15 protein-coding genes, 1 tRNA gene and 2 pseudogenes are annotated in these 19,778 nt (G+C 56.2%); 9 read left to right on the forward strand and 9 right to left on the reverse strand.

Features of this window, described 5'->3' with window-relative positions:
• The first annotated feature begins 9 nt into the window (after nt 1-9).
• The 5 genes and pseudogenes from rpoD (at nt 10) to AUC61_RS02910 (ending at nt 6,033) form a co-directional block, all read left to right on the forward strand.
• Nucleotides 10-1,860: an RNA polymerase sigma factor RpoD gene (rpoD, locus tag AUC61_RS02890; protein WP_122666922.1), complete on the forward strand. Its 1,851-nt coding sequence runs from the start codon at nt 10-12 to the stop codon at nt 1,858-1,860.
• Between the two features lie 422 nt (nt 1,861-2,282).
• Nucleotides 2,283-5,225, forward strand: a pseudogene (locus tag AUC61_RS02895) (sensor domain-containing protein); the annotation flags it as partial.
• Nucleotides 5,226-5,240: 15 nt separating this feature from the next.
• Nucleotides 5,241-5,317: transfer RNA gene (locus AUC61_RS02900), tRNA-Ile, on the forward strand.
• A gap of 166 nt (nt 5,318-5,483) precedes the next feature.
• Nucleotides 5,484-5,717 (forward strand): annotated as a pseudogene (locus AUC61_RS02905) (type II toxin-antitoxin system RelE/ParE family toxin); the annotation flags it as partial.
• Complete coding sequence (locus AUC61_RS02910; protein ID WP_243244384.1) at nt 5,710-6,033, forward strand: helix-turn-helix domain-containing protein; 324 nt, start codon at nt 5,710-5,712, stop codon at nt 6,031-6,033. The pseudogene AUC61_RS02905 and the gene AUC61_RS02910, both read left to right, overlap by 8 nt.
• A gap of 215 nt (nt 6,034-6,248) precedes the next feature.
• Here the strand turns inward: AUC61_RS02910 and AUC61_RS02915 are convergent, their stop codons facing one another.
• The 7 genes from AUC61_RS02915 to AUC61_RS02945 all read right to left on the reverse strand — a co-directional run bounded on the left by AUC61_RS02915 (nt 6,249) and on the right by AUC61_RS02945 (nt 11,294).
• The gene (locus AUC61_RS02915) at nt 6,249-7,406 is read right to left on the reverse strand and encodes a glutathionylspermidine synthase family protein (RefSeq protein ID WP_243244385.1); all 1,158 of its coding nucleotides are present in this window, start codon (nt 7,404-7,406) and stop codon (nt 6,249-6,251) included.
• A 14-nt stretch (nt 7,407-7,420) separates the two neighbouring features.
• Nucleotides 7,421-8,134 carry a DUF1190 domain-containing protein gene (locus AUC61_RS02920; protein ID WP_243244386.1) on the reverse strand — a complete coding sequence of 238 codons (714 nt, stop codon included), beginning with the start codon at nt 8,132-8,134 and terminating at the stop codon, nt 7,421-7,423.
• A gap of 26 nt (nt 8,135-8,160) precedes the next feature.
• Nucleotides 8,161-8,586 carry a DUF350 domain-containing protein gene (locus tag AUC61_RS02925; protein WP_032629074.1) on the reverse strand — a complete coding sequence of 142 codons (426 nt, stop codon included), beginning with the start codon at nt 8,584-8,586 and terminating at the stop codon, nt 8,161-8,163.
• 12 nt (nt 8,587-8,598) lie between these two features.
• On the reverse strand, nt 8,599-9,267 hold the full coding sequence (locus AUC61_RS02930) for a DUF2491 family protein (RefSeq protein ID WP_243244387.1): 669 nt from the start codon (nt 9,265-9,267) through the stop codon (nt 8,599-8,601).
• A gap of 47 nt (nt 9,268-9,314) precedes the next feature.
• The gene (locus AUC61_RS02935; RefSeq protein WP_243244388.1) at nt 9,315-9,869 is read right to left on the reverse strand and encodes a rhomboid family intramembrane serine protease; all 555 of its coding nucleotides are present in this window, start codon (nt 9,867-9,869) and stop codon (nt 9,315-9,317) included.
• Nucleotides 9,870-9,950: 81 nt separating this feature from the next.
• A complete protein-coding gene (locus AUC61_RS02940) occupies nt 9,951-10,658 on the reverse strand; it encodes a PspA/IM30 family protein (protein WP_122663997.1) in 708 nt (235 codons plus the stop codon).
• A 15-nt stretch (nt 10,659-10,673) separates the two neighbouring features.
• Nucleotides 10,674-11,294 (reverse strand): YjfI family protein, encoded by a 621-nt coding sequence (locus AUC61_RS02945; RefSeq protein WP_027899474.1) that lies wholly within the window; start codon nt 11,292-11,294, stop codon nt 10,674-10,676.
• A gap of 168 nt (nt 11,295-11,462) precedes the next feature.
• On the opposite strand from AUC61_RS02945, the gene AUC61_RS02950 reads away from it, so the two are divergent.
• Together AUC61_RS02950 and AUC61_RS26410 are read left to right on the forward strand one after the other, a co-directional pair.
• Nucleotides 11,463-12,536, forward strand: a complete 1,074-nt coding sequence (locus AUC61_RS02950) for an FUSC family protein (protein WP_243244389.1) — start codon at nt 11,463-11,465, stop codon at nt 12,534-12,536.
• A gap of 391 nt (nt 12,537-12,927) precedes the next feature.
• Entirely contained in the window at nt 12,928-13,971 is a 1,044-nt protein-coding gene (locus AUC61_RS26410) for a methyl-accepting chemotaxis protein (RefSeq protein ID WP_279290893.1), read from the forward strand.
• A 115-nt stretch (nt 13,972-14,086) separates the two neighbouring features.
• On the opposite strand, the gene AUC61_RS02960 is transcribed toward AUC61_RS26410, so the two are convergent.
• The gene (locus AUC61_RS02960; RefSeq protein ID WP_243244390.1) at nt 14,087-15,676 is read right to left on the reverse strand and encodes a gamma-glutamyltransferase family protein; all 1,590 of its coding nucleotides are present in this window, start codon (nt 15,674-15,676) and stop codon (nt 14,087-14,089) included.
• Nucleotides 15,677-16,969 carry an oxalate/formate MFS antiporter gene (gene oxlT, locus AUC61_RS02965; RefSeq protein WP_243244391.1) on the reverse strand — a complete coding sequence of 431 codons (1,293 nt, stop codon included), beginning with the start codon at nt 16,967-16,969 and terminating at the stop codon, nt 15,677-15,679.
• A 409-nt stretch (nt 16,970-17,378) separates the two neighbouring features.
• On the opposite strand from oxlT, the gene AUC61_RS02970 reads away from it, so the two are divergent.
• Nucleotides 17,379-17,840: an Lrp/AsnC family transcriptional regulator gene (locus AUC61_RS02970; protein WP_122664219.1), complete on the forward strand. Its 462-nt coding sequence runs from the start codon at nt 17,379-17,381 to the stop codon at nt 17,838-17,840.
• Between the two features lie 253 nt (nt 17,841-18,093).
• Entirely contained in the window at nt 18,094-19,773 is a 1,680-nt protein-coding gene (locus tag AUC61_RS02975) for a flavin monoamine oxidase family protein (RefSeq protein ID WP_243244392.1), read from the forward strand.
• The last annotated feature ends 5 nt before the right edge of the window (nt 19,774-19,778 follow it).

Consider the following 19,778-nt stretch of genomic DNA (forward strand, 5'->3'; position numbering starts at 1 on the left):
TAGGGTGTTATGTCCGGAAAAGCGCAACAGCAGTCTCGTATCAAAGAGTTGATCACCCTGGGTCGTGAGCAGAAGTATCTGACTTACGCAGAGGTCAACGACCACCTGCCTGAGGATATTTCAGATCCCGAGCAGGTGGAAGACATCATCCGCATGATTAACGACATGGGGATCCCGGTACACGAGAGTGCCCCGGATGCGGACGCCCTGATGCTGGCCGACGCCGATACCGACGAAGCAGCCGCAGAAGAAGCGGCCGCAGCGTTGGCAGCGGTTGAGACCGACATTGGTCGCACCACTGACCCTGTGCGCATGTATATGCGTGAAATGGGCACGGTCGAGCTTCTGACCCGTGAAGGCGAAATTGAAATCGCCAAACGTATCGAAGAAGGCATCCGTGAAGTGATGAGCGCAATTGCGCACTTCCCTGGCACGGTTGACCACATTCTCTCCGAGTACACCCGTGTTACGACGGAAGGCGGTCGCCTGTCTGACGTACTGAGCGGCTACATCGACCCGGATGACGGCATTGCGCCGCCAGCTGAAGTCCCGCCGCCTGCCGACCCGAAAACAGCCAAGGCTGCCGAAGGCGACGACGACGAGGAAGAGAAGGACGAATCTTCTGACGACGAAGAAGAAGTCGAAAGCGGTCCTGATCCAATCATCGCTCAGCAGCGTTTCGGTGCGGTTTCCGATCAGATGGAAATCACCCGCAAGGCTCTGAAAAAGCATGGTCGCGACAGCAAGCAGGCAATTGCCGAGCTGGTTGCGCTGGCCGAACTGTTCATGCCGATCAAACTGGTTCCTAAACAGTTTGAAGGTCTGGTCGAGCGCGTCCGTAGTGCACTTGAGCGCTTGCGTGCTCAGGAACGCGCCATCATGCAGCTGTGTGTACGTGATGCACGTATGCCGCGCGCCGATTTCCTTCGCCAGTTCCCAGGCAACGAAGTCGACGAAAGCTGGACTGACGCACTGGCTAAAGGCAAAAGCAAATACGCTGAAGCCATTGCCCGTCTGCAGCCTGATATTCAGCGTTGCCAGCAAAAGCTGACCGCGCTGCAGACCGAAACCGGTCTGACGATTGCTGAAATCAAGGACATCAACCGTCGCATGTCGATCGGCGAGGCCAAAGCCCGTCGCGCGAAGAAAGAGATGGTTGAAGCGAACTTGCGTCTGGTTATCTCGATCGCCAAGAAGTACACCAACCGTGGCCTGCAATTCCTCGATCTGATCCAGGAAGGCAACATCGGCTTGATGAAGGCGGTGGACAAGTTCGAATACCGTCGCGGTTACAAGTTCTCGACTTACGCCACTTGGTGGATCCGTCAGGCAATCACTCGTTCGATCGCCGACCAGGCACGCACCATCCGTATTCCGGTGCACATGATCGAAACGATCAACAAGCTCAACCGTATTTCCCGGCAGATGTTGCAGGAAATGGGTCGTGAACCGACTCCGGAAGAGCTGGGCGAACGCATGGAAATGCCTGAGGATAAAATCCGTAAGGTATTGAAGATCGCTAAAGAGCCGATCTCCATGGAAACCCCGATCGGTGATGACGAAGACTCCCATCTGGGCGACTTCATCGAAGACTCGACTATGCAGTCGCCAATCGATGTCGCTACGGTTGAAAGCCTGAAAGAAGCCACTCGCGAAGTTCTGTCGGGCCTTACCGCCCGCGAAGCTAAAGTTCTGCGCATGCGCTTTGGTATCGATATGAATACCGATCACACGCTGGAAGAAGTCGGCAAACAGTTCGACGTAACCCGTGAGCGTATTCGTCAAATTGAGGCGAAGGCTCTGCGCAAGTTGCGCCACCCGACAAGAAGCGAGCACTTGCGCTCGTTCCTCGACGAGTAAGCAAGACAAGCTACACACAAAACCCCCGGCCCTGCTGGGGGTTTTGCATTCTGGATCAAAAATTTTCAACTTCGAGTGACGGTTTTCTCAGTACGGCTACACTCTGTCTAATTGCTATCCGCCATCATGAGGCTGCCATGATTCGCCTGCCGGCCATTCTTTTTGTTTTCGCCGTAGGCTCCCCGGCAGCCGCCCACACAGAGGATTTCTCTGCATTTGCGCAAAAGCTGACGTTTGCTCCCCACACCCACGGTTTTAGTTCCGGATCCCTAACTGGAGCTTTGCTTGTGGGGTCTGCAGAGACAATGACCCAGTCAGAACCTGGACGCGCAAGCAGCCAATCGGCCGCACAACTTACACCCCTGGAACCAGAACCGGACTTCAAACAAAGAGCCGATAGCGCATCGTTCAGGGAGACCTTTCTGCTTTACGGCTTACCCGGTCTGTTGCTGCTCTGCACCGTTCTCATCATCGTGATTCGTGTTAATCGCCAGCTTAGCTCCGAAATAACACGGCGTATGGAACTGGAACAGCAACTGCGAAGCAGCGAGTACCACTATCGCGGCATGGTTGAAAGCCTGTCCGCTATTGCCTGGGAGGCCACTCCGGGAGATTACAGCTACAACTACGTGTCACCTCAAGCCGAGAGCTTACTGGGTTATCCGCTGCAACGATGGCGAGAGCCAGGCTTCTGGCGCAGCATCGTCCACCCTCAGGATCTGCAAAAAACAGAGGCACTGTGCAACCACGCGGCCAAGGCCGGTAACGATCACAGCGTGGACTACCGAGTCATCAGTGCTGACGGCAGAACGCTCTGGGTGCGCGACATTGTCAGCCTTATAAAGCGCGGTCGCGAACCCGTCATGCGCGGGTTGATGATCGACATCAGCGAAACCAAGCAAATCGAAGAAGCCTTACGACTCTCAGAAGGCAAGTTCGCCTCTGTTTTTGCTCAATGTCCGGACATTCTGATAATTGCCAGCTTGCTAGACGGCACACTTCTGGAAGCCAATACAGCGTTCGTCGAACAGATTGGTCTTCAGGCCAACGACGTCATTGGTAAAACCCCGACCGAACTCGGGATCTGGGGCGTTCCCGGCGTTGGCCCCGGAATGCTGGAACGACTTCAGAAAGGCAGTATTCGCAACCTTGAGATGCCGTTTCGGAGAAGAGACGGCCGCACGTTCTCCGGACTTGTCTCTGCCGAACCTTTTGATCTGGACTCCACTCCAGCCGTGGTCGTAGTCGTTCGTGATATCACCCAGCTCAAACAGGCTCAGCAACAACTTCAGCTGTCTGAAGAAAAATTCGCCAAGTCATTCCACGCATCCCCTGACGGCCTTCTGATAACCCGGCAGCGCGACGGCCTGCTTGTTGAGGTCAACGAGGGGTTCAGTCGCATGACCGGCTACGACAGCGCTGCCTCGCTTGATCAGTCCACGGTGGACCTGGGGATTTGGGCCAACCTGAACGAGCGCGGCAAACTCCTGGAGCTGCTGAACCGCGACGGTTTTGTCCGTGATTTCCGCAGCCACATCAGACGCAAAGACGGCCAGATCAGGCTGTGTGAAATCTCGTCACGTCCGCTGCTTATTGCTGGCGAAGATTGCATGCTGACCATTGCCCGAGACATTACCGAACGCCATCAAATGCAGGAAAAGCTGCAACTGGCCGCCACCGTTTTCGAAAGTACGGCCGAAGGTGTTCTGATTACCGATACCCGCCAGCGTATCAACGCTGTCAACCGCGCATTTAGCGAGATCACCGGCTACAGCGAGCAGGAATCCCTCGGGCAGACCCCTCGCCTGCTCGCTTCAGGCCTGCATGACAGCGCGTTCTATGCCGCCATGTGGTACCAGTTGACGGCAGAAGGACATTGGCAGGGAGAAATCAGCAACCGACGCAAGAACGGCGAGATTTACCCAAGCTGGCTGACGATCAGCGCGGTACGAAACAAGGAACAGTTCATTACCCACTTCGTTGCGGTGTTCGCCGACATCTCCAGCCTCAAGCATGCTCAGGCACGCCTTGACTATCAGGCTCATCACGACCCGCTCACGGGGCTTCCCAACCGAACGCTGTTCGAAAGCCGCCTGCAAGCTGCCCTTCTCCACAGCCTGGAAGCCAGTAGTCTCGGCGCGGTCCTGTTTCTGGACCTTGACCGCTTCAAACACATCAACGACAGCCTCGGCCATCCCGTCGGCGACCTGTTGCTCAAAGGGATCGCGCAACGCCTCAAGGAGAACCTGCGCGATATCGACACCGTGGCGCGCCTGGGGGGAGATGAGTTCATTATTCTGCTGCCTGGCCTGCTGCACCCTAGTGATGCAGAAGCCATCGCGACAAAAATATTGATCTGTTTTACTGCGCCGTTCCAGGCGGGCGAACATGAGTTTTTCATGAGCGCCAGCATTGGTAGCTGCCTGTTCCCCACAGATGGTCAGGATGTGGCTACCGTCGTGAAAAACGCCGATGCCGCGATGTACCGCTCCAAGGCCAAGGGCCGCAATCGCGTCGAAAGCTATACGGAAGACCTCACCTCCCAGGCCAGTGCCCGGATAGCCCTGGAGCATGAGTTGCGCAGAGCAATGGAGCGTAATGAATTCAGCCTCTGTTATCAGCCGAAAATCAGCCTGATCAGCCAACGACTGGTCGGCGCAGAAGCCTTGATTCGCTGGGCGCACCCCACTCTCGGCGAAGTGCCACCGGAGCACTTCATTCCATTGGCAGAAGAGAACGGCATGATTCTGCAGATCGGCGACTGGGTACTTGAGCAGGCCTGTCTGCAAATGCACGAATGGAACAAACGCTATGCACCTTTCGGCGCGCTGTCGGTGAATCTGGCGGGCGCACAGTTGCGGCAGCCGAATCTCTTGGCACGCATAGAGCAACTGCTCTCGGATTGCCACCTTGCTCCTGACTGCCTGCAACTGGAGATCACCGAAAACTTCATCATGAGCCAGGCAGAGGAAGCCCTGGCCGTGCTGCATAAGCTCAAGGCACTTGGTGTACAGCTAGCGATCGACGACTTCGGTACAGGCTATTCGTCCCTCAGCTACCTGAAACGTTTACCGCTGGATATCCTGAAAATCGACCAGTCATTCGTGCGCAGCCTCCCCGATGACCCGCACGACGTAGCCATCGTCCGCGCCATTATTGCGCTGGGCCGCAGCATGCAACTGACCGTCATTGCCGAAGGCGTAGAGAACAACGAACAGCAGCAATTCCTGGCCAACGAAGGATGCGAACAGATCCAGGGCTACATCGTCAGCCTCCCCCTCCCGCCCGATGAATTCAGCTCGAAATTTCTTCGTACGCCTCTTTCGGACTTTTCGGATAGCACAGCGTCGAAACCGCCGTTATAATCCGCGGCCTACTGAGGGCCTATAGCTCAGTTGGTTAGAGCAGGGGACTCATAATCCCTTGGTCCACGGTTCGAGTCCGTGTGGGCCCACCATTATTTAAAAAGCCGCGCTAATGCGCGGCTTTTTTGTCATTCCGCCGCGCACATCAGAGCGGCTCAAACTAATCGACACCTAAGCAAATCACCGTCAAGCCTATTGCTGACGGCGGCGGCATGGAACGATTGAGGATATACCTAAATAGGTATATCTTTTTTGTAAGCCAAACCTCTGAAGGGGTTCTCAGGAGCTGGGACGCTTGAGATCGTTGAAGACCACGATGGCGATACTTATCGAGCGGTTTACACTGTGAAATTCGGAAGAGCTGTCTATGCGCTGCACTGCTTTCAAAAGAAATCGAGTACAGGCATCAAGACTGCACAACACGATATTGACCTGATCAAATTACGGTTGAAAGCGGCGGAAGAACACGCGAAGGGTTTGAAAAATGATTAAGGTCGAAGAAGGTAGCGGCAACGTCTACGCTGACCTAGGCCAGGGTGACGCCAAGGAGATGCTGGTCAAGGCTCAGCTAGCGTCGAAGATCGGCGGCATAATCAAAGCTCGCCATCTGACTCAGCTCGAGGCAGCTGAAATCCTGGGCATGCCTCAGCCCAAAGTATCCGAAATGCTGCGCGGGAAGTTCAGAGGGATCAGCGAGACCAAGATGATCGACTGCCTTTCCCGACTTGGGCGTGACGTACAGATTGTGGTTAAAACAGCGCCTCGTTCACGTCACGGTGTGGGGCGTGTTGAAGTGGTGTTTGCTTGATTCGTCGCTAAGTTGCTGCAAAGCAAATAACAACGCCCCCGCTGGAGCGAGGCTTGCCCGCGAAGAACGATGACGCGCTGTACCTGACTTACCTCATCGATTGATTCGCGGGCGAGCCTCGCTCCAACAGAGCCATGGTCGACCATCTTGCTGGGAGAACATTGAGTCCCTCGCAGGTCCGCCCACAGAAATTCGTTTTCAGCTCAGCCCTGTAATCAATCCACCACAACATGCGGCAAGAACCGGCTGCTGTCCTTGGTGATCAGGCTATCGTCTTCCCGAATGCCAATCCCTGAAGCCAGGTCGCCCACGACCCATGAGCCGATGAGCGTGTAGCTGTCGCCGAAGCGTGGCAGCGGGGCGAACTGTTGCAGGATATAGGGCGCGTCGTTGTAGGGGCCGTCTTCAAAGATGACTTCGTCACCCGGCGTACGGATTTCGATGTTGGCGCCTTCGCGGGAGAAGTAGGGTTTGCGGACCCAGCCTTTCGGGACAGGTGCTCGCGGATCTTTGTCGACGAAGGTCGGCAGCAGATTTGGATGCCCTTCGTTGAATTTCCACAACAGCGGCAGAATGCCTTTGTTGGAGATGATGGACTTCCACGCAGGCTCGATGAACTGCGTGTCACATTGCGGAACCGCCTGCCCATGGGGTTCGTGGAACACGTGCTCCCAGGCATGCAGTTTGAATATACGTTCGATCCAGCGCCCCTCAAGGTCAACGAAGCGGCCCTGCGAGTTGAGGCCGATGTCTTCGATGTCGATGTGTCGGGTTTCGATGCCGACGTGTTCGGCCATCTTGCGCAGGAATTCGGTGGTGCCCCGGTCTTCTGCTGAACCGGACATCGAGGAGAAATAGAATGGCCCGCCCTCTCTGATGGCTGCGAAAGCACGAACCAGATCTTCTGCCAGCGAGTTGAACTGCGAGGCATGCGCAGGCAATAGGCCTCGGGCAATCTGCTCTTCCAGCCAGATGAGCTGGAATGCGCCGGCCTCATAGGCAGAGGTCGGCGTATCCATGTTGCCTTCAAGCAGCTTTGCAGGGTTCACGCCGTCGTAACTGAAGTCGAAGCGCCCATAAAGATGTGGGTGCCCTTCCTTCCAGGAAGTCCGGACCAGATCGAAGAACGCTGGTGGAATTTCCAGTTCAGTCAGTAACTCCTCGCTGTCCACCACCCGCTCAACGGCATCCATACACATGGCATGAAGCTCCTGAGTCGGTGCTTCGATATCCCGAGTGATCTGAGCTTCGGTGAACTGATAGTAAGCGCGTTCATCCCAGTAGCGCTCGCCGTCGATCGTGTGGAAATCGAACCCCTCACGCTCGGCGGTCGCGCGCCAGTCAGGCCGCTCTTCGATACTGATCTTTTTCATGGCTAGCGCTCCCGTTAGCCGCCGAAACCGCTGCTTTTGCCACCCCAGCCACTGCGAGCAGTTGCCTGGCTGCCAAATCCGCCACGAGAAACCGAGGACGAGACTGACGAGTTACGGCCCAGCGTGCTCTTGGTGTAAGCACCGGTTGAGCTGGTGCGCGCCTGAGTGGAATTGCCGAAAGTCTTGCCGCGCTCGATCTGACGAGAAAGCGTCGAAGACTGGTAGCCGCCGCGCGAGTCACGCTCCTGATAGACCGGCTGAGAGTTGTAGCGACCACCGCCGCCAATGTTATTGACCATGTTGCTGACCAACATGCCCATCAGGAATCCATTGACGCCCGAGCTGGCGAACCCTGAACCACCCGACTGACCGGCCTGAGCGTTGGCCGCATCGACCTGTTCTTTAGGCAACTGCCCGGATAGCTCCAGCTGGAAACCACCGAGTTTGGGGGTGAACTTGCCATCAGAGTTCTGCTGGCAGTAATCAGGCACAAAGTCTGCCTCGCACGCGGACGCACTGTCATAGGTTGGCGCGATGCGACGGTGATCTGCCAAGGCGGTCATGTAAGCGTCCGAGCAAACGTCTACGGGAACCTTTTGGTCCACGCAAGCTTGTACCGTCGGGAACGTCTGTTGCGCGGTGACATCAACGGTATCGGACTTGCCGCATGCACTGAGTGCCAGCGGCAACGTGCTGGCCAGAACCAGCTTCAAAGAACTACGTCTCATCGAATACTCCTTTCGATCAAGGGCAATCAGGTCGACGGCGTCATGCAGGCCGAATTGAGGAAGCCGACACTGATCGAAACGCTGGCCGCATAGATGGCAGCGGCCAGTTCGCCACGGGTGATGCGAGCCGAGAGGTCCTTGAGAACAAAGTTGGTGGCAGTGAACGCCAGCAATTGCACGACGGCTGCGATGACCGCCCAGATCACTACGTCCAGCACGCTGATGCTGTAAGTAATCACGTTGCTGGCAGGCAATGCGAAGCCAATCAATGCACCGCCCAGTGCTACGGCTGCGGCGACATTGCCTTCACGAATCTGCACGAACTCTTTGTGCGGGGTCAGGCGGGTGTAGGCCATCTGGAACAGACCAAACAAGCCACCGGCCACAATGATGTAGATAACGAAGCTCAGCACCGACTGAAAACTGAGGGACAAACTAAGCGCATCAAGCATTTTTACTTCCTTTTAGATGACGGTGAAGTCAGTGGACTGCAGCGTGACGCCAACCGAAGTAGTGAGAGAGACCACACCGTCTTCATCCTCCTCGACAGACAGCAGCAAAAACTCACGACGATCAATCAAACCCGTGTCGCGAGCGTACAACATGCTCAGATGCTCGATACGATAGCTGCCGTCAGGATTGGCCACTTCCTCGGTCATCGGGGTCAGTTCAGTCTGACCTTGTTCGGTGCCCCACTGACGCTCGTACTCCCAACCGTCATGCTCATACACCGGCAAACCGATTTTTGATTCAGGACCTACCAGACGTTTCAGTTCCGACTCGCTGTTGATGGTCACAACGCTGCTGTAGCCGAACAGGATAACGTCCTGAACGTCTTCCGCCGCAGGGCCGTTCATCATGACCTGCATCCAGTAGTCTTCATCTTCGAAGTAGAAGCGCACCAGGCGAATGGACTGTCCGAGGTCAACATGCCCAACAGACCAGACGACCTCTTCATTGGGGACGACCAGTTCCGAATGCCCGTCGAGCAGCAGCTTGAGCGAGTCATCAAGATCCAGCATGCGTCCGGTCGCCAGGCCAAACGGTGCGAGCAACGCTGCGCTGTTTAACGGCGTAGCGCCAGCAGGTGGCTTTGGCGGTGCCAGGCCTAAAGCTCGTTTGATCCAACTCATAATGCGTTTCCTTTCATTTTGCGCGAGCGATGTCTGGAGTTTCAGCGCTACGGATTTTCAACCAGCCCTTTTGCGTGCATCAGCCAGGCCACAACAATACCGGCAAGTGCACCCGCAATGTGTGATTCAAACGAGACGCCCGGCACGGGAATGAAGCCCAGGACCAATCCGCTGTAGCCCACCAGCGTGAACAAGGCGACGGCAAAGCTGATCAGGCTGCGCTGAAACCACGCGCGCGCCAGCAAATAAGCCCACAAGCCAAAGATCAGTCCGCTGGCACCCACATGAATCGTCGGCCTGCCCACGATCCAGACCAACAGACCGCCCAGTAGCGTTACCAGCAACAGCACGCGGACATAACGCTGCAGGCCTTCAGTCGCCACCAGCCAGCTCAGCACGATAAAGGGCAGTAGATTACTCAGGAGATGCCGAACAGAGCCGTGCAAAAACGGGGAAAAAATAATCCCTTGCAGCCCCTCCCAGGTTCGGGGGACCAGACCATGGCTCAGCAGGCTGTTTGCGGTCAGCGAGTTAATCACCTGAACTGCAATCATCACAGCGGCCAGGCCAAGAATAACGCGTAGCCCGTTTCCGACATTCATGTAGGTACCGTTAGAACCAGACAAATGCAGCCAGACAAAAAAGGGGCAAACGGATCTCCGCCTGCCCCTTTTTATACGATGTTACTGACCTGCGTTACCGCCTTGGCTCTGCGCTTTCAAGCGAGCCAGAACGTCAGCAGCACCACCGGTTTTCGCACCAATACCGGCGTCTTGCAGACGACGTTCGAGATCACCACCGTTGGCAGCATCCGCGAGTTCTTCTGCGGCTTCCAGCTTGGCATCCTGCTCGTCCTGACGCTGCTTGATGCGCGCCAGCGAACCCACTGCAGTTTCCAGACGCCCATTGGCACCGCCCGTGGCCGCTGCGGCATTGATTTGCGCTTTCTGCACGCTGTCACGCGCCTTGGCCATATCGGCTTGCTGACGCAGACCTTTGATCTGGCTTTCAGCCTTGGTGACCTGAGCCGTCAACTTGGTGACCTGAATGCCGAACTGATCAGCAGCGGCTTTTTCCTGATCGCGCAGTGCGGTCAGCTCAGAAACCTTTTCCGCACACTCCAGAGCCAGACCTTCTTCGCCCTTATTCATGGCGGCGATGGCTTTCTGTTCCCAGTTAGCGATGTTCTTGTCGTGCTCATCCACACGCTGTACGGACAGCTTGTGCTTGGCCTTGATCTGGATCAGTTGGTTGCGGGCAGCGAGCATCGAAGCATCGGCGTCGCGGATTTCCTGATCCAGAATGCGGAGTGCTTGAGCGTCGACGATTGCCTCACCGACCTCGGAGGCGCCGCCACGCATAGCGGTAACCATTTTCTTCCAAAGGCTCATTTATTTGTCTCCCGATTACTGTGAGTCAACTGTTAAAAAATCTTCGTAGGCATCGGCGGCGCGGATCACGTTATCTGCCAGGGTAAATACTTCCTGGACAATAACGGTCAGTGAAGAAGCCGCGCTCAATGCGCCAAACATGCTGTAAACGGTCTCGCCGTTCGGCATGGTTTCGATACCGATAGACGACAACGGGAAGATGTCCCGACTGCGCAATACGGTGTCGTTGAATGCAGCGACGTCTTTTACCTGGGAGGCGTAAACCAGTACGCAATCCACAAGAATCTGGTCGCCGGCGATTGCAATGATGATCGGCAGCCCGCCGAAGTTGTTCATCGTCACGCTCAAGCTTGGCTCGGCCCCTTGGACCAGCGTCAACTCGACTTCATTACTCTTTACCACGTCCAGTTCAGCGAGCGCCGAGTGCAGCGTGTCGATGGTCCAGTTGGTATTTTCGCTCATGAATTCCTCCAGTTTGATGCGGTTCCCCAAATAGGGCTGGCGTAACACTTTTTCGACATTTCTCAAGACTTCAGCGTTTTCAGGAAGCACATACAGCTCTCTTTTGACGTACCCGGCTGCCGTCAGCCGTGCACGCATTTCACGCATGTAGTCGGTTGAAGTTTTTCGAGCCATCCGAGCGCCTTCCAAGACATCACATGTGATAGCCGAGCAAGCTACGCTCAAAAATTCTAAGGCGCAACACCTCACATGTGATGAAACATTTCACTGCAACTGTGGCTTACTGACGCCATCCCGCGTCTCCTCCGGGATCGATTCCCAAACCGCGCGGTCTTTAAACGCATGACGAATTCCCGCTCTCTCCGTTTGCCTTTCTGGTTGCGTCGCGTTTTGCGTCCCCTACTGGATCCTTATCGCCGCTATCGCAACGCACGCCTGATCCATGCAGCGCGGATTGCGGTCGGGCTGCTGGTGACGATTCTGTTGACCACCGGACTCAACTTGCCTCACGGTGAATGGGCTTCGGTGACGATGCTCATCGTAATTGGTGGCCTTCAGCACCACGGCAACATCCGTAAAAAGTCGGTCGAGCGCGCCTACGGGACGTTGATTGGCGCAGGGCTCGGATTGCTGGTTGTGGTACAGCAAGGTTATCTGGAGATGCCGCTGCTGACGTACGCAATGATGTCAGTCATGTGCGGATTCTTCGCGTATCACGCGATCGGCAAGGGTGGGTACACCGCTCTGCTGTCAGCCATTACCTTATTTATCGTCGCAGGCCATGGTTACAACCCGATCAGCGACGGCTTGTGGCGCACAGTCGACATCCTTATCGGTATCGCACTGGCGCTGGCTTTCTCCTTCGCACTGCCCCTGTACGCAGTGTTCTCCTGGCGCTACAACCTGGCCAGCGGCTTGCGTGACTGCGCCAAGGTGTATAGCCGCATCATCCACGGCCAGCCAGTTACCGCTGATGAGCACTTGAAGTTAGTGGCGCGTCTCAACGGGACAATGCTGCAACTGCGCTCGCTGCTGCCATCCGTGTCCAAGGAAGTGCGAATTTCCATGGTCGAACTGGATGCCATTCAAGGGCACTTCCGGATGTGCCTGAGCACACTGGAGATCCTCGCCAACATCCGTCCGGAGGATCTGGATCAAGCGGCTGGTCCGGAATGGCGTGCACGTCTGGATACCGAGTTTCGTCAAACCCGTCGCCAGTTGATCGGCATGGCTCGTGCGCTGCAAACCGGGGCCACCGAGCGCCTGCAACGCACCTCGGAGACCAGCCTGCCGGATCTGGGTTATCCGATACCTGTGCAATTGACCGGTTACCACCTGTTGATGCTGCAACTGGCGAGCAACATCGACGGCCTGCAACAGCGGCTGGCGAAGACCTCGAGACGCTGGAAAATCTGAACAGTACAGGCAGTCACAATGCTGGCTGCTTCGCTCTGGTCACCGTTACTTTTTATTCCCTCTAAAATACTGTCATCTTATCGTCATAAATATTTACTACGCATAAGCACTCCTACTACAAATTCACATTCGTGCTTATTCCGAAAACGACTATTAACTTGCGTTCTCGCGACATAAATAACAAATATTTCTCACATTCCGACCGGCAGATGACAGATCCCCGAAACTGCGATAGCTTGCCTAAAGGCACGGTGATATCAGCCGATGACCAGAGAGGAAGTTCAAACTTCCGCACTCCAAGGGGCAATTAATAGCCCCTTTTTCTATACCTTTTTTTGCGCATTTTTTATGTGAAGGCTGCCGCCTAATAACTCTTTGAAGTACACAAAAAATGATCGAACCCGAACGGATCGTCACTCTCTCACGAGAAGTGGAAGCGTTAGCGAATCGAGGTGTCAGCGATATACAGATGATCACGCGTCAAACGCGACTGCTGGCGATCAATGCGCTGATTGAAGCGGCGCATGCGGGTAAGGCCGGGCTGGGTTTTTCAGTGGTAGCCGAGGAAGTCAAAGACATCTCGGAACGGATTTCCAAAATCGCAAGCGGCCTGACTCAGGATCTGCAAGCGTCGGTCAACGAACTGACCGATCTGGGCCGCGGTATGTGCTTCGACGTACGCGGTCAGCGGCTGGCCGATCTTTCGCTGAACATGATTGAGATCATCGACCGCAACCTGTACGAACGCACGTGTGATGTTCGCTGGTGGGCGACCGATGCCTCGCTGGTTGATGCGCTGACCACAACGACTCCGGAAACCGGCAACCACGCCAGTGAGCGCCTGGGGATCATTCTCGACAGTTACACCGTTTACCTGGACATCTGGGTCGCGGACACCAAAGGGCGCGTCATTGCCTCGGGTCGGCCGGGCACGTTTGGCAAGGTCATCGGTTCAAATGTGGCTGAAGCAGCGTGGTTCAAACAAGCGGTACGACACTCATCCGGCGATCAGTATTTCGCGGGCGAAGTAGCAGTCGAGCCACTGCTCAACGGCTCCCAGACTTGTGCGTTCAGTGCCGCTGTGCGCAGCAAGGCTGGCAAGCAGACGCCGGTGATTGGTGTCATCGGAATCTTCTTCGACTGGAAAAACCAGGCGGACTCGATCATCAACGGCGTACGTTTGAGTGACGAAGAGCGCTCGCGCAGCCGGGTGATGCTGATCGATGCAAACCACAAAATCATCGCCAGCTCCGATGCGCAAAGTCACTTGGGGCAAAACGTCGACTTGCAGGTCAAGGCTGGTCAGGCAAGCGGTTACAGCACCCTGCCGAACAACCTTATCCAGGGCTATTCAATGACACCCGGCTTCGAGACCTATCCCGGAATGGGTTGGCTGGGAGTCATTGAGCAGCAATTGCCTGCGATAGAGGGGTAGCGAGTCATCATATTTATGTAGGAGCTGCCGAAGGCTGCGATGCATTTATTCTGACACACCGCCTTCGCAGCCTTCGGCAGCTCCTACAGGGGCCACGTTTGCTGCGCGACTACACTCAATACCCCGCAGCCGCCCCATTACTGCGCGGATCAAACGCGCCCTCGAAAGAACCATTGGGCAAGCGAACCGCTGCAGCCGCATGGCCCATGGTCTCGGTAAAAGGCGCAAGTATCTCAACCTCATGCCCCCACGCTGCCAGTTGTTCGACCACCTCGGGGGCAATGCGTGATTCCAGCTTGAGCGTGTCGCTGCTGTCGCCCCAGGTTCTGCCCAGCAGCCAGCGCGGTGCCGTGACGGCCTGCTGCAGCGGCTGACCGAACACCGCATAACGACTGAACACTGCAGCCTGCGTCTGTGGCTGACCATCACCGCCCATGGTGCCGTAAACCAGCGTGCGTCCGTCAGCCAGACGGGCAGCAGCAGGGTTCAATGTGTGGAACGGCTTCTTGCCTGGCTTCAGCGCCAGCAAGTGGTGGGGATCGAGGCTGAATGAGGCTCCCCTGTTTTGCCAGTTCAAGCCGCTTTCGGGCAACACAACACCGCTGCCGAACTCGTGATAGATGCTCTGGATAAACGACACCGCCATCCCGTTGCTGTCGATGACGCCCATCCAGATCGTGTCGCCAGGTCCTTTACCTTCACCCCACGCGGCGGCGTGCAGTGGGTCGATGCGTTCGGCCAAAGCGTGCAGATAATTCGCCTCAAGACAGGCCTGCGGATCAATAGTCATGTGCTCTGGATCGGTGATGTGCTCGTCGCGCACAGCAAACGCCAGCTTGGTGGCTTCAACAAGGGTATGGATATGCTCGGCACTGTCGGCCGCGCACTGGCTAAGGCCTGCATGATCGGCGATGCCGAGGATCAGCTGCGACACTAACCCCTGACTCGGCGGCGGCATGTTGAACACGGTGCCTGCGCTGTGTTTGAGCGTTAACGCCCGTACACGCCTGGCGCGATAATCAGCCAGATCACTGCGCGTCACTGGCGCCCCCACCGATTGCAGATCTTTGGCAATAGAGTCGGCAAGAGAGCCGCGATAAAAACAGTCGAGCCCCTCTTCAGCCAATATTCGCAAAGTACCCGCAAGACGGGTCTGTTTGAACAGGCTACCCGTAGCAGGAACCTGTCCTTCCTGCAAAAATGTTTCGGCAAAGCCCGGAATACCCTGTAGCTCAGCCTTTTTGCTTGCCGTGGCGAAGTGCTGCGACGGCGTGACCGGGATGCCGGAATCAGCATAGAAAATCGCATCTGCCAACAGCCGGGACAGAGGCAGATGCCCCTCCATTTCGGCGCTGACCTGCAACGCTTCCTGCCACCCGCCGACGGTACCTGCAACTGTCAACGCAGCGCCGGGGCCGCGAACTGGAATACGCGTCATCCCGGCGTAGTGCTCCATTGTCGCCAGGCTACCAGCCGGGCCGCTGGCGTCGATGGCAATCGGTTCGCCTTCAGGCGGAACAATCAGCCAAAAGCCGTCGCCACCCAAACTGTTCATGTGCGGATACACCACCGCGATCGTAGCGGCCGCCGCGACCATCGCCTCAATGGCATTGCCACCATCGCGTAATACCGCCAGTGCCGATTGCGCAGCAAGGCTATGAGGTGCGACGGCGATGCCTCGGGCAGCGAGCGTTGTATTAAGCATTCAGACTCCTTGGGTTACAGGCTGTGCAGTGTTCTTCGCCAGCCAGTTACTGCGCATGCGTTTGAGCACGAACAAGGCCAGTGCCGCAGTAATGATGTCGAAGCTGATGGCCACGGCAAACACCGGAATCCAGCTGTCTGCATATTGGTGCAGCAGTGCCGCGACCGGACCGCCGAAGATTGAGCCAATGCCCTGCGCCATGTACAGGAAGCCGTAGTTGGTCGTGGCATTTTTACTGCCGAAGGTGTCAGTCAGCGTCGACGGGAACAGCGAGAAAATTTCCCCCCAGCCGAGAAACACTACGCCCGACAGCAGCACGAAAAGGACTGGATTATCGATGGTCAAAAACCACAATGTCATGGCGACGCTTTCAAAGAAGAACGCGAAGGCCATGGTGTTTTCCCGGCCCCAGCGATCCGAGATCCAGCCGAACAAGGGACGCGTCAGCCCGTTGCAGATCCGGTCGATCGTCAACGCCAATGGCAATGCGGCCATACCCATCACCATCACATTGGTCATGCCGAAGTCTTTGGCAAAACTGGCCATCTGCGAAGTGACCATCAGGCCCGAGGTGGACATCATGGTAAACATCGCAAACATCAGCCAGAAGATAGGCGTCTTGAGCATTTGCCGCGGAGCAATATCGGCAACGACTTTGCCTACAATCGGCACAGGCTGCTCGGCGACTTGCGCAGGCGGTTGCCGCAAGAACTGCGAAGCCAGCAAACCAACGCCCCCAAGGATCAGGCCAAAGGTCATCAGCGTCGACTCCATGCCGACATCCTTCAGGCTATTGCTGATCGGAAAAGTCGTGAGCATGGCGCCCATGCCATAGCCCGCCGCTACCGCGCCCGCCGCCAGACCGCGACGGTCAGGAAACCAGCGCACCATCAAGCCCACTATCCCGACATACACGATGCCTGTCCCGAGCCCACCCAAAAGGCCATAGCTCAAATACAGCGACGTCAGTGAAGTCGCCTGACTGGCCAGCACCCAACTCAATCCGGAAAGAACACAGCCTGTGGCGATCAACTTGCGCAGGCCAAAGCGATCGATCAACCAGCCTTGGGCCGGTGAAAAGAAGGTCTGCAGAATAATTAACAGCGAAAAAGTTATTTGCACTTGGGCCAATGAAACACCCAGCTTCTGCATTAACGGCCCGGTAAATAAAGTCCACACATACTGCGGGCTGGAAATGGCCATCATACAAACCATGCCGATAACCAGTTGATACCACCGCGAACTGAAAGCCCCGACGGCTGACTGCTCTAGCGTAAGCGTCTTGCTGACCATAACGAATCTCACTGTGCAAGTGGGTTATGTGTCTTGCTCAGCAAGTGGCATGCCAATATTATTTAAGCGAACACAACAGAAGCCACGAAACTTACCCTGCCGATCAACGTTATAAAAAACAACCGCCCACACTTTAAACTTCCGAAGCCTCAGTCGAAATAACGGCATTACAATGCTTAAAGTATAGTTGCAGGAAACTTATTAACGACCTTCACTCTACGCCTACAATCCGGAGGCCTCTAACGCTGGCAAGACACAAGACGTCGATTAACGGACACATTGGCTTTTTTTAGTGCAGTTACCGACGCATTTGGCGCGCACCAGAATGATTCTTCTGCTTCGTTTTAGCTCGCTGCTCCCATTGGCAGCCACCACAGGTAATATGCCTGCTGCCTTGAAGGAGATGCTCTTGTCCACGACGCGCCAGCCAGTTCTTGATGAAATCGACCGCCAATTGATTGCGGCCTTGCAACTCAATGCCCGTGAAAGCGTGGCGATGCTGGCCAGGCAGTTGGGCATTGCCCGTACGACCGTAACGTCCAGACTGGCCAGGCTGGAAAGCACGAAGGTCATCACCGGATACGGCGTGCGGCTGAGTCAGCGCGTGGTCGACGGCGGTTTGCAGGCGTATGTCGGCATCACCGTGCAACCGCGTTCGGGCAAGGAGGTGCTGCGCCGCCTGAGCAGCCTGGCTCAGGTTCAGCAACTCTGCGCTGTAAGTGGTGAGTTTGATTATGTGGCCTGGCTACGCACTGATTCACCCGAGCAGCTGGACCAGTTGCTGGACCTGATCGGCAGTGTTGATGGGGTCGAAAAGACCACGACTTCGATCATCCTGAGTAGCAAGATTGATCGCGGACAGCCTGTTTAGAACGACGCGCCCCTGTAGGAGCTGCCGAAGGCTGCGATGCATTTATCCTGACATTCCGCCATCGCAGCCTTCGGCAGCTCCTACAGAAATGCGTTCCAATCTAAAACGGCTTGGGCAAATATAGAAAACCGTCTAAATGATCACTAATTTCGTCATATCGCACAAAAACACTGCATAACGACGACACTTTGCGTCTTATTTACGTCTCAGCTCCTGTCTAGACTGTCTCTTTCGCGTGCCAGCCAGGTCAGTCATGAAAAACAATCGCCACCCCGCAGACGGCAAGAAGCCGATCACTATCTTCGGTCCGGACTTTCCTTTCGCTTTCGACGACTGGATCGAGCATCCCGCCGGGCTGGGCAGTATCCCCACAGAAAATCACGGCCAGGAAGTAGCGATCGTTGGCGCCGGGATCGCAGGATTGGTGGCAGCCTATGAGCTGATGAAACTGGGCCTGAAACCCGTGGTTTACGAAGCATCGAAAATGGGCGGCCGTTTGCGCTCCCAAGCCTTTGAGGGTACTGAAGGCATTATTGCGGAGCTGGGGGGCATGCGCTTTCCGGTGTCTTCCACCGCGTTCTACCACTACGTCGATAAGCTCGGTCTGGAATCAAAACCGTTTCCCAACCCCCTGACTGCCGCCTCGGGCAGTACCGTTATTGATCTCGAAGGCGTTACTTACTACGCGCAGAAACTGTCTGATTTGCCCGCGATGTTTCAGGAAGTAGCCGACGCCTGGGCTGATGCGCTGGAAGAGGGTTCCGGCTTCAAGGACATTCAGCAAGCCATCCGCGACCGCGATGTGCCGCGCCTCAAAGAACTGTGGAACACCTTGGTTCCGCTGTGGGACGACCGTACGTTCTATGACTTCGTCGCCACCTCCAAAGCATTTGCCAAACTGTCGTTCTACCATCGCGAAGTCTTCGGCCAGGTCGGTTTCGGCACCGGCGGCTGGGATTCGGATTTCCCAAATTCGATGCTGGAAATCTTCAGAGTGGTCATGACCAACTGCGACGATCATCAGCACCTGATCGTCGGCGGGGTAGAGCAAGTACCACTGGGTATCTGGCGTCACGTACCGGAGCGCTGCGCCCACTGGCCCGAAGGCACCAGCCTTGCGTCTTTGCATCATGGTGCACCGCGAACCGGAGTGAAACGTATTGCCCGCGCCGAAGATGGTCTTCTGGCCGTCACCGATAACTGGGGCGACACTCGCCACTACGCCGCCGTATTGACCACCTGCCAGAGCTGGTTGCTGACCACTCAGATCGAATGTGAAGAATCGTTGTTCTCACAGAAGATGTGGATGGCACTGGACCGTACACGCTACATGCAATCGTCGAAAACCTTCGTGATGGTCGACCGTCCGTTCTGGAAGGATAAAGACCCGGACACCGGCCGCGACCTGATGAGCATGACGCTTACGGATCGCCTGACCCGCGGCACTTATCTGTTTGATAACGGCGACGACAAGCCCGGCGTGATCTGTCTGTCCTACTCGTGGATGAGCGATGCGCTGAAGATGTTGCCGCAGCCCATCGACAAGCGGGTCAAACTGGCACTCGACGCGCTGAAAAAGATCTACCCTAAAGTCGACATCGCAGCGCGGATCATCGGCGACCCGATTACCGTTTCATGGGAAGCGGACCCGCATTTCCTCGGCGCCTTCAAGGGCGCCTTGCCGGGGCATTACCGTTATAACCAGCGCATGTATGCGCACTTCATGCAGCAGGACATGCCGGTGGAGCAGCGTGGCATGTTCATCGCCGGTGACGACGTATCCTGGACGCCCGCATGGGTTGAAGGCGCCGTACAGACCTCACTGAATGCGGTGTGGGGCATCATGACCCACTTCGGCGGCAAGACCCACGCCGAGAACCCAGGCCCCGGCGATGTATTCCACGAAATTGGCCCCATCGCCCTCGCCGACTGAACAAG

Origin of the sequence: Pseudomonas maioricensis, from assembly GCF_022790535.1 — a bacterium.
Taxonomy (GTDB): domain Bacteria; phylum Pseudomonadota; class Gammaproteobacteria; order Pseudomonadales; family Pseudomonadaceae; genus Aquipseudomonas; species Aquipseudomonas maioricensis.

Coding starts and splice junctions, on each gene's coding strand:
- AUC61_RS02960 (WP_243244390.1), bottom strand. CDS start 15,676: ATGCTTAATACAACGCTCGCTGCCCGAGGCATCGCCGTCGCACCTCAT.
- AUC61_RS02920 (WP_243244386.1), bottom strand. CDS start 8,134: ATGAGACGTAGTTCTTTGAAGCTGGTTCTGGCCAGCACGTTGCCGCTG.
- AUC61_RS02935 (WP_243244388.1), bottom strand. CDS start 9,869: ATGAATGTCGGAAACGGGCTACGCGTTATTCTTGGCCTGGCCGCTGTG.
- oxlT (WP_243244391.1), bottom strand. CDS start 16,969: ATGGTCAGCAAGACGCTTACGCTAGAGCAGTCAGCCGTCGGGGCTTTC.
- AUC61_RS02915 (WP_243244385.1), bottom strand. CDS start 7,406: ATGAAAAAGATCAGTATCGAAGAGCGGCCTGACTGGCGCGCGACCGCC.
- AUC61_RS02940 (WP_122663997.1), bottom strand. CDS start 10,658: ATGAGCCTTTGGAAGAAAATGGTTACCGCTATGCGTGGCGGCGCCTCC.
- AUC61_RS26410 (WP_279290893.1), top strand. CDS start 12,928: ATGATCGAACCCGAACGGATCGTCACTCTCTCACGAGAAGTGGAAGCG.
- AUC61_RS02945 (WP_027899474.1), bottom strand. CDS start 11,294: ATGGCTCGAAAAACTTCAACCGACTACATGCGTGAAATGCGTGCACGG.
- AUC61_RS02975 (WP_243244392.1), top strand. CDS start 18,094: ATGAAAAACAATCGCCACCCCGCAGACGGCAAGAAGCCGATCACTATC.
- rpoD (WP_122666922.1), top strand. CDS start 10: ATGTCCGGAAAAGCGCAACAGCAGTCTCGTATCAAAGAGTTGATCACC.
- AUC61_RS02925 (WP_032629074.1), bottom strand. CDS start 8,586: ATGCTTGATGCGCTTAGTTTGTCCCTCAGTTTTCAGTCGGTGCTGAGC.
- AUC61_RS02930 (WP_243244387.1), bottom strand. CDS start 9,267: ATGAGTTGGATCAAACGAGCTTTAGGCCTGGCACCGCCAAAGCCACCT.
- AUC61_RS02950 (WP_243244389.1), top strand. CDS start 11,463: ATGACGAATTCCCGCTCTCTCCGTTTGCCTTTCTGGTTGCGTCGCGTT.
- AUC61_RS02910 (WP_243244384.1), top strand. CDS start 5,710: ATGATTAAGGTCGAAGAAGGTAGCGGCAACGTCTACGCTGACCTAGGC.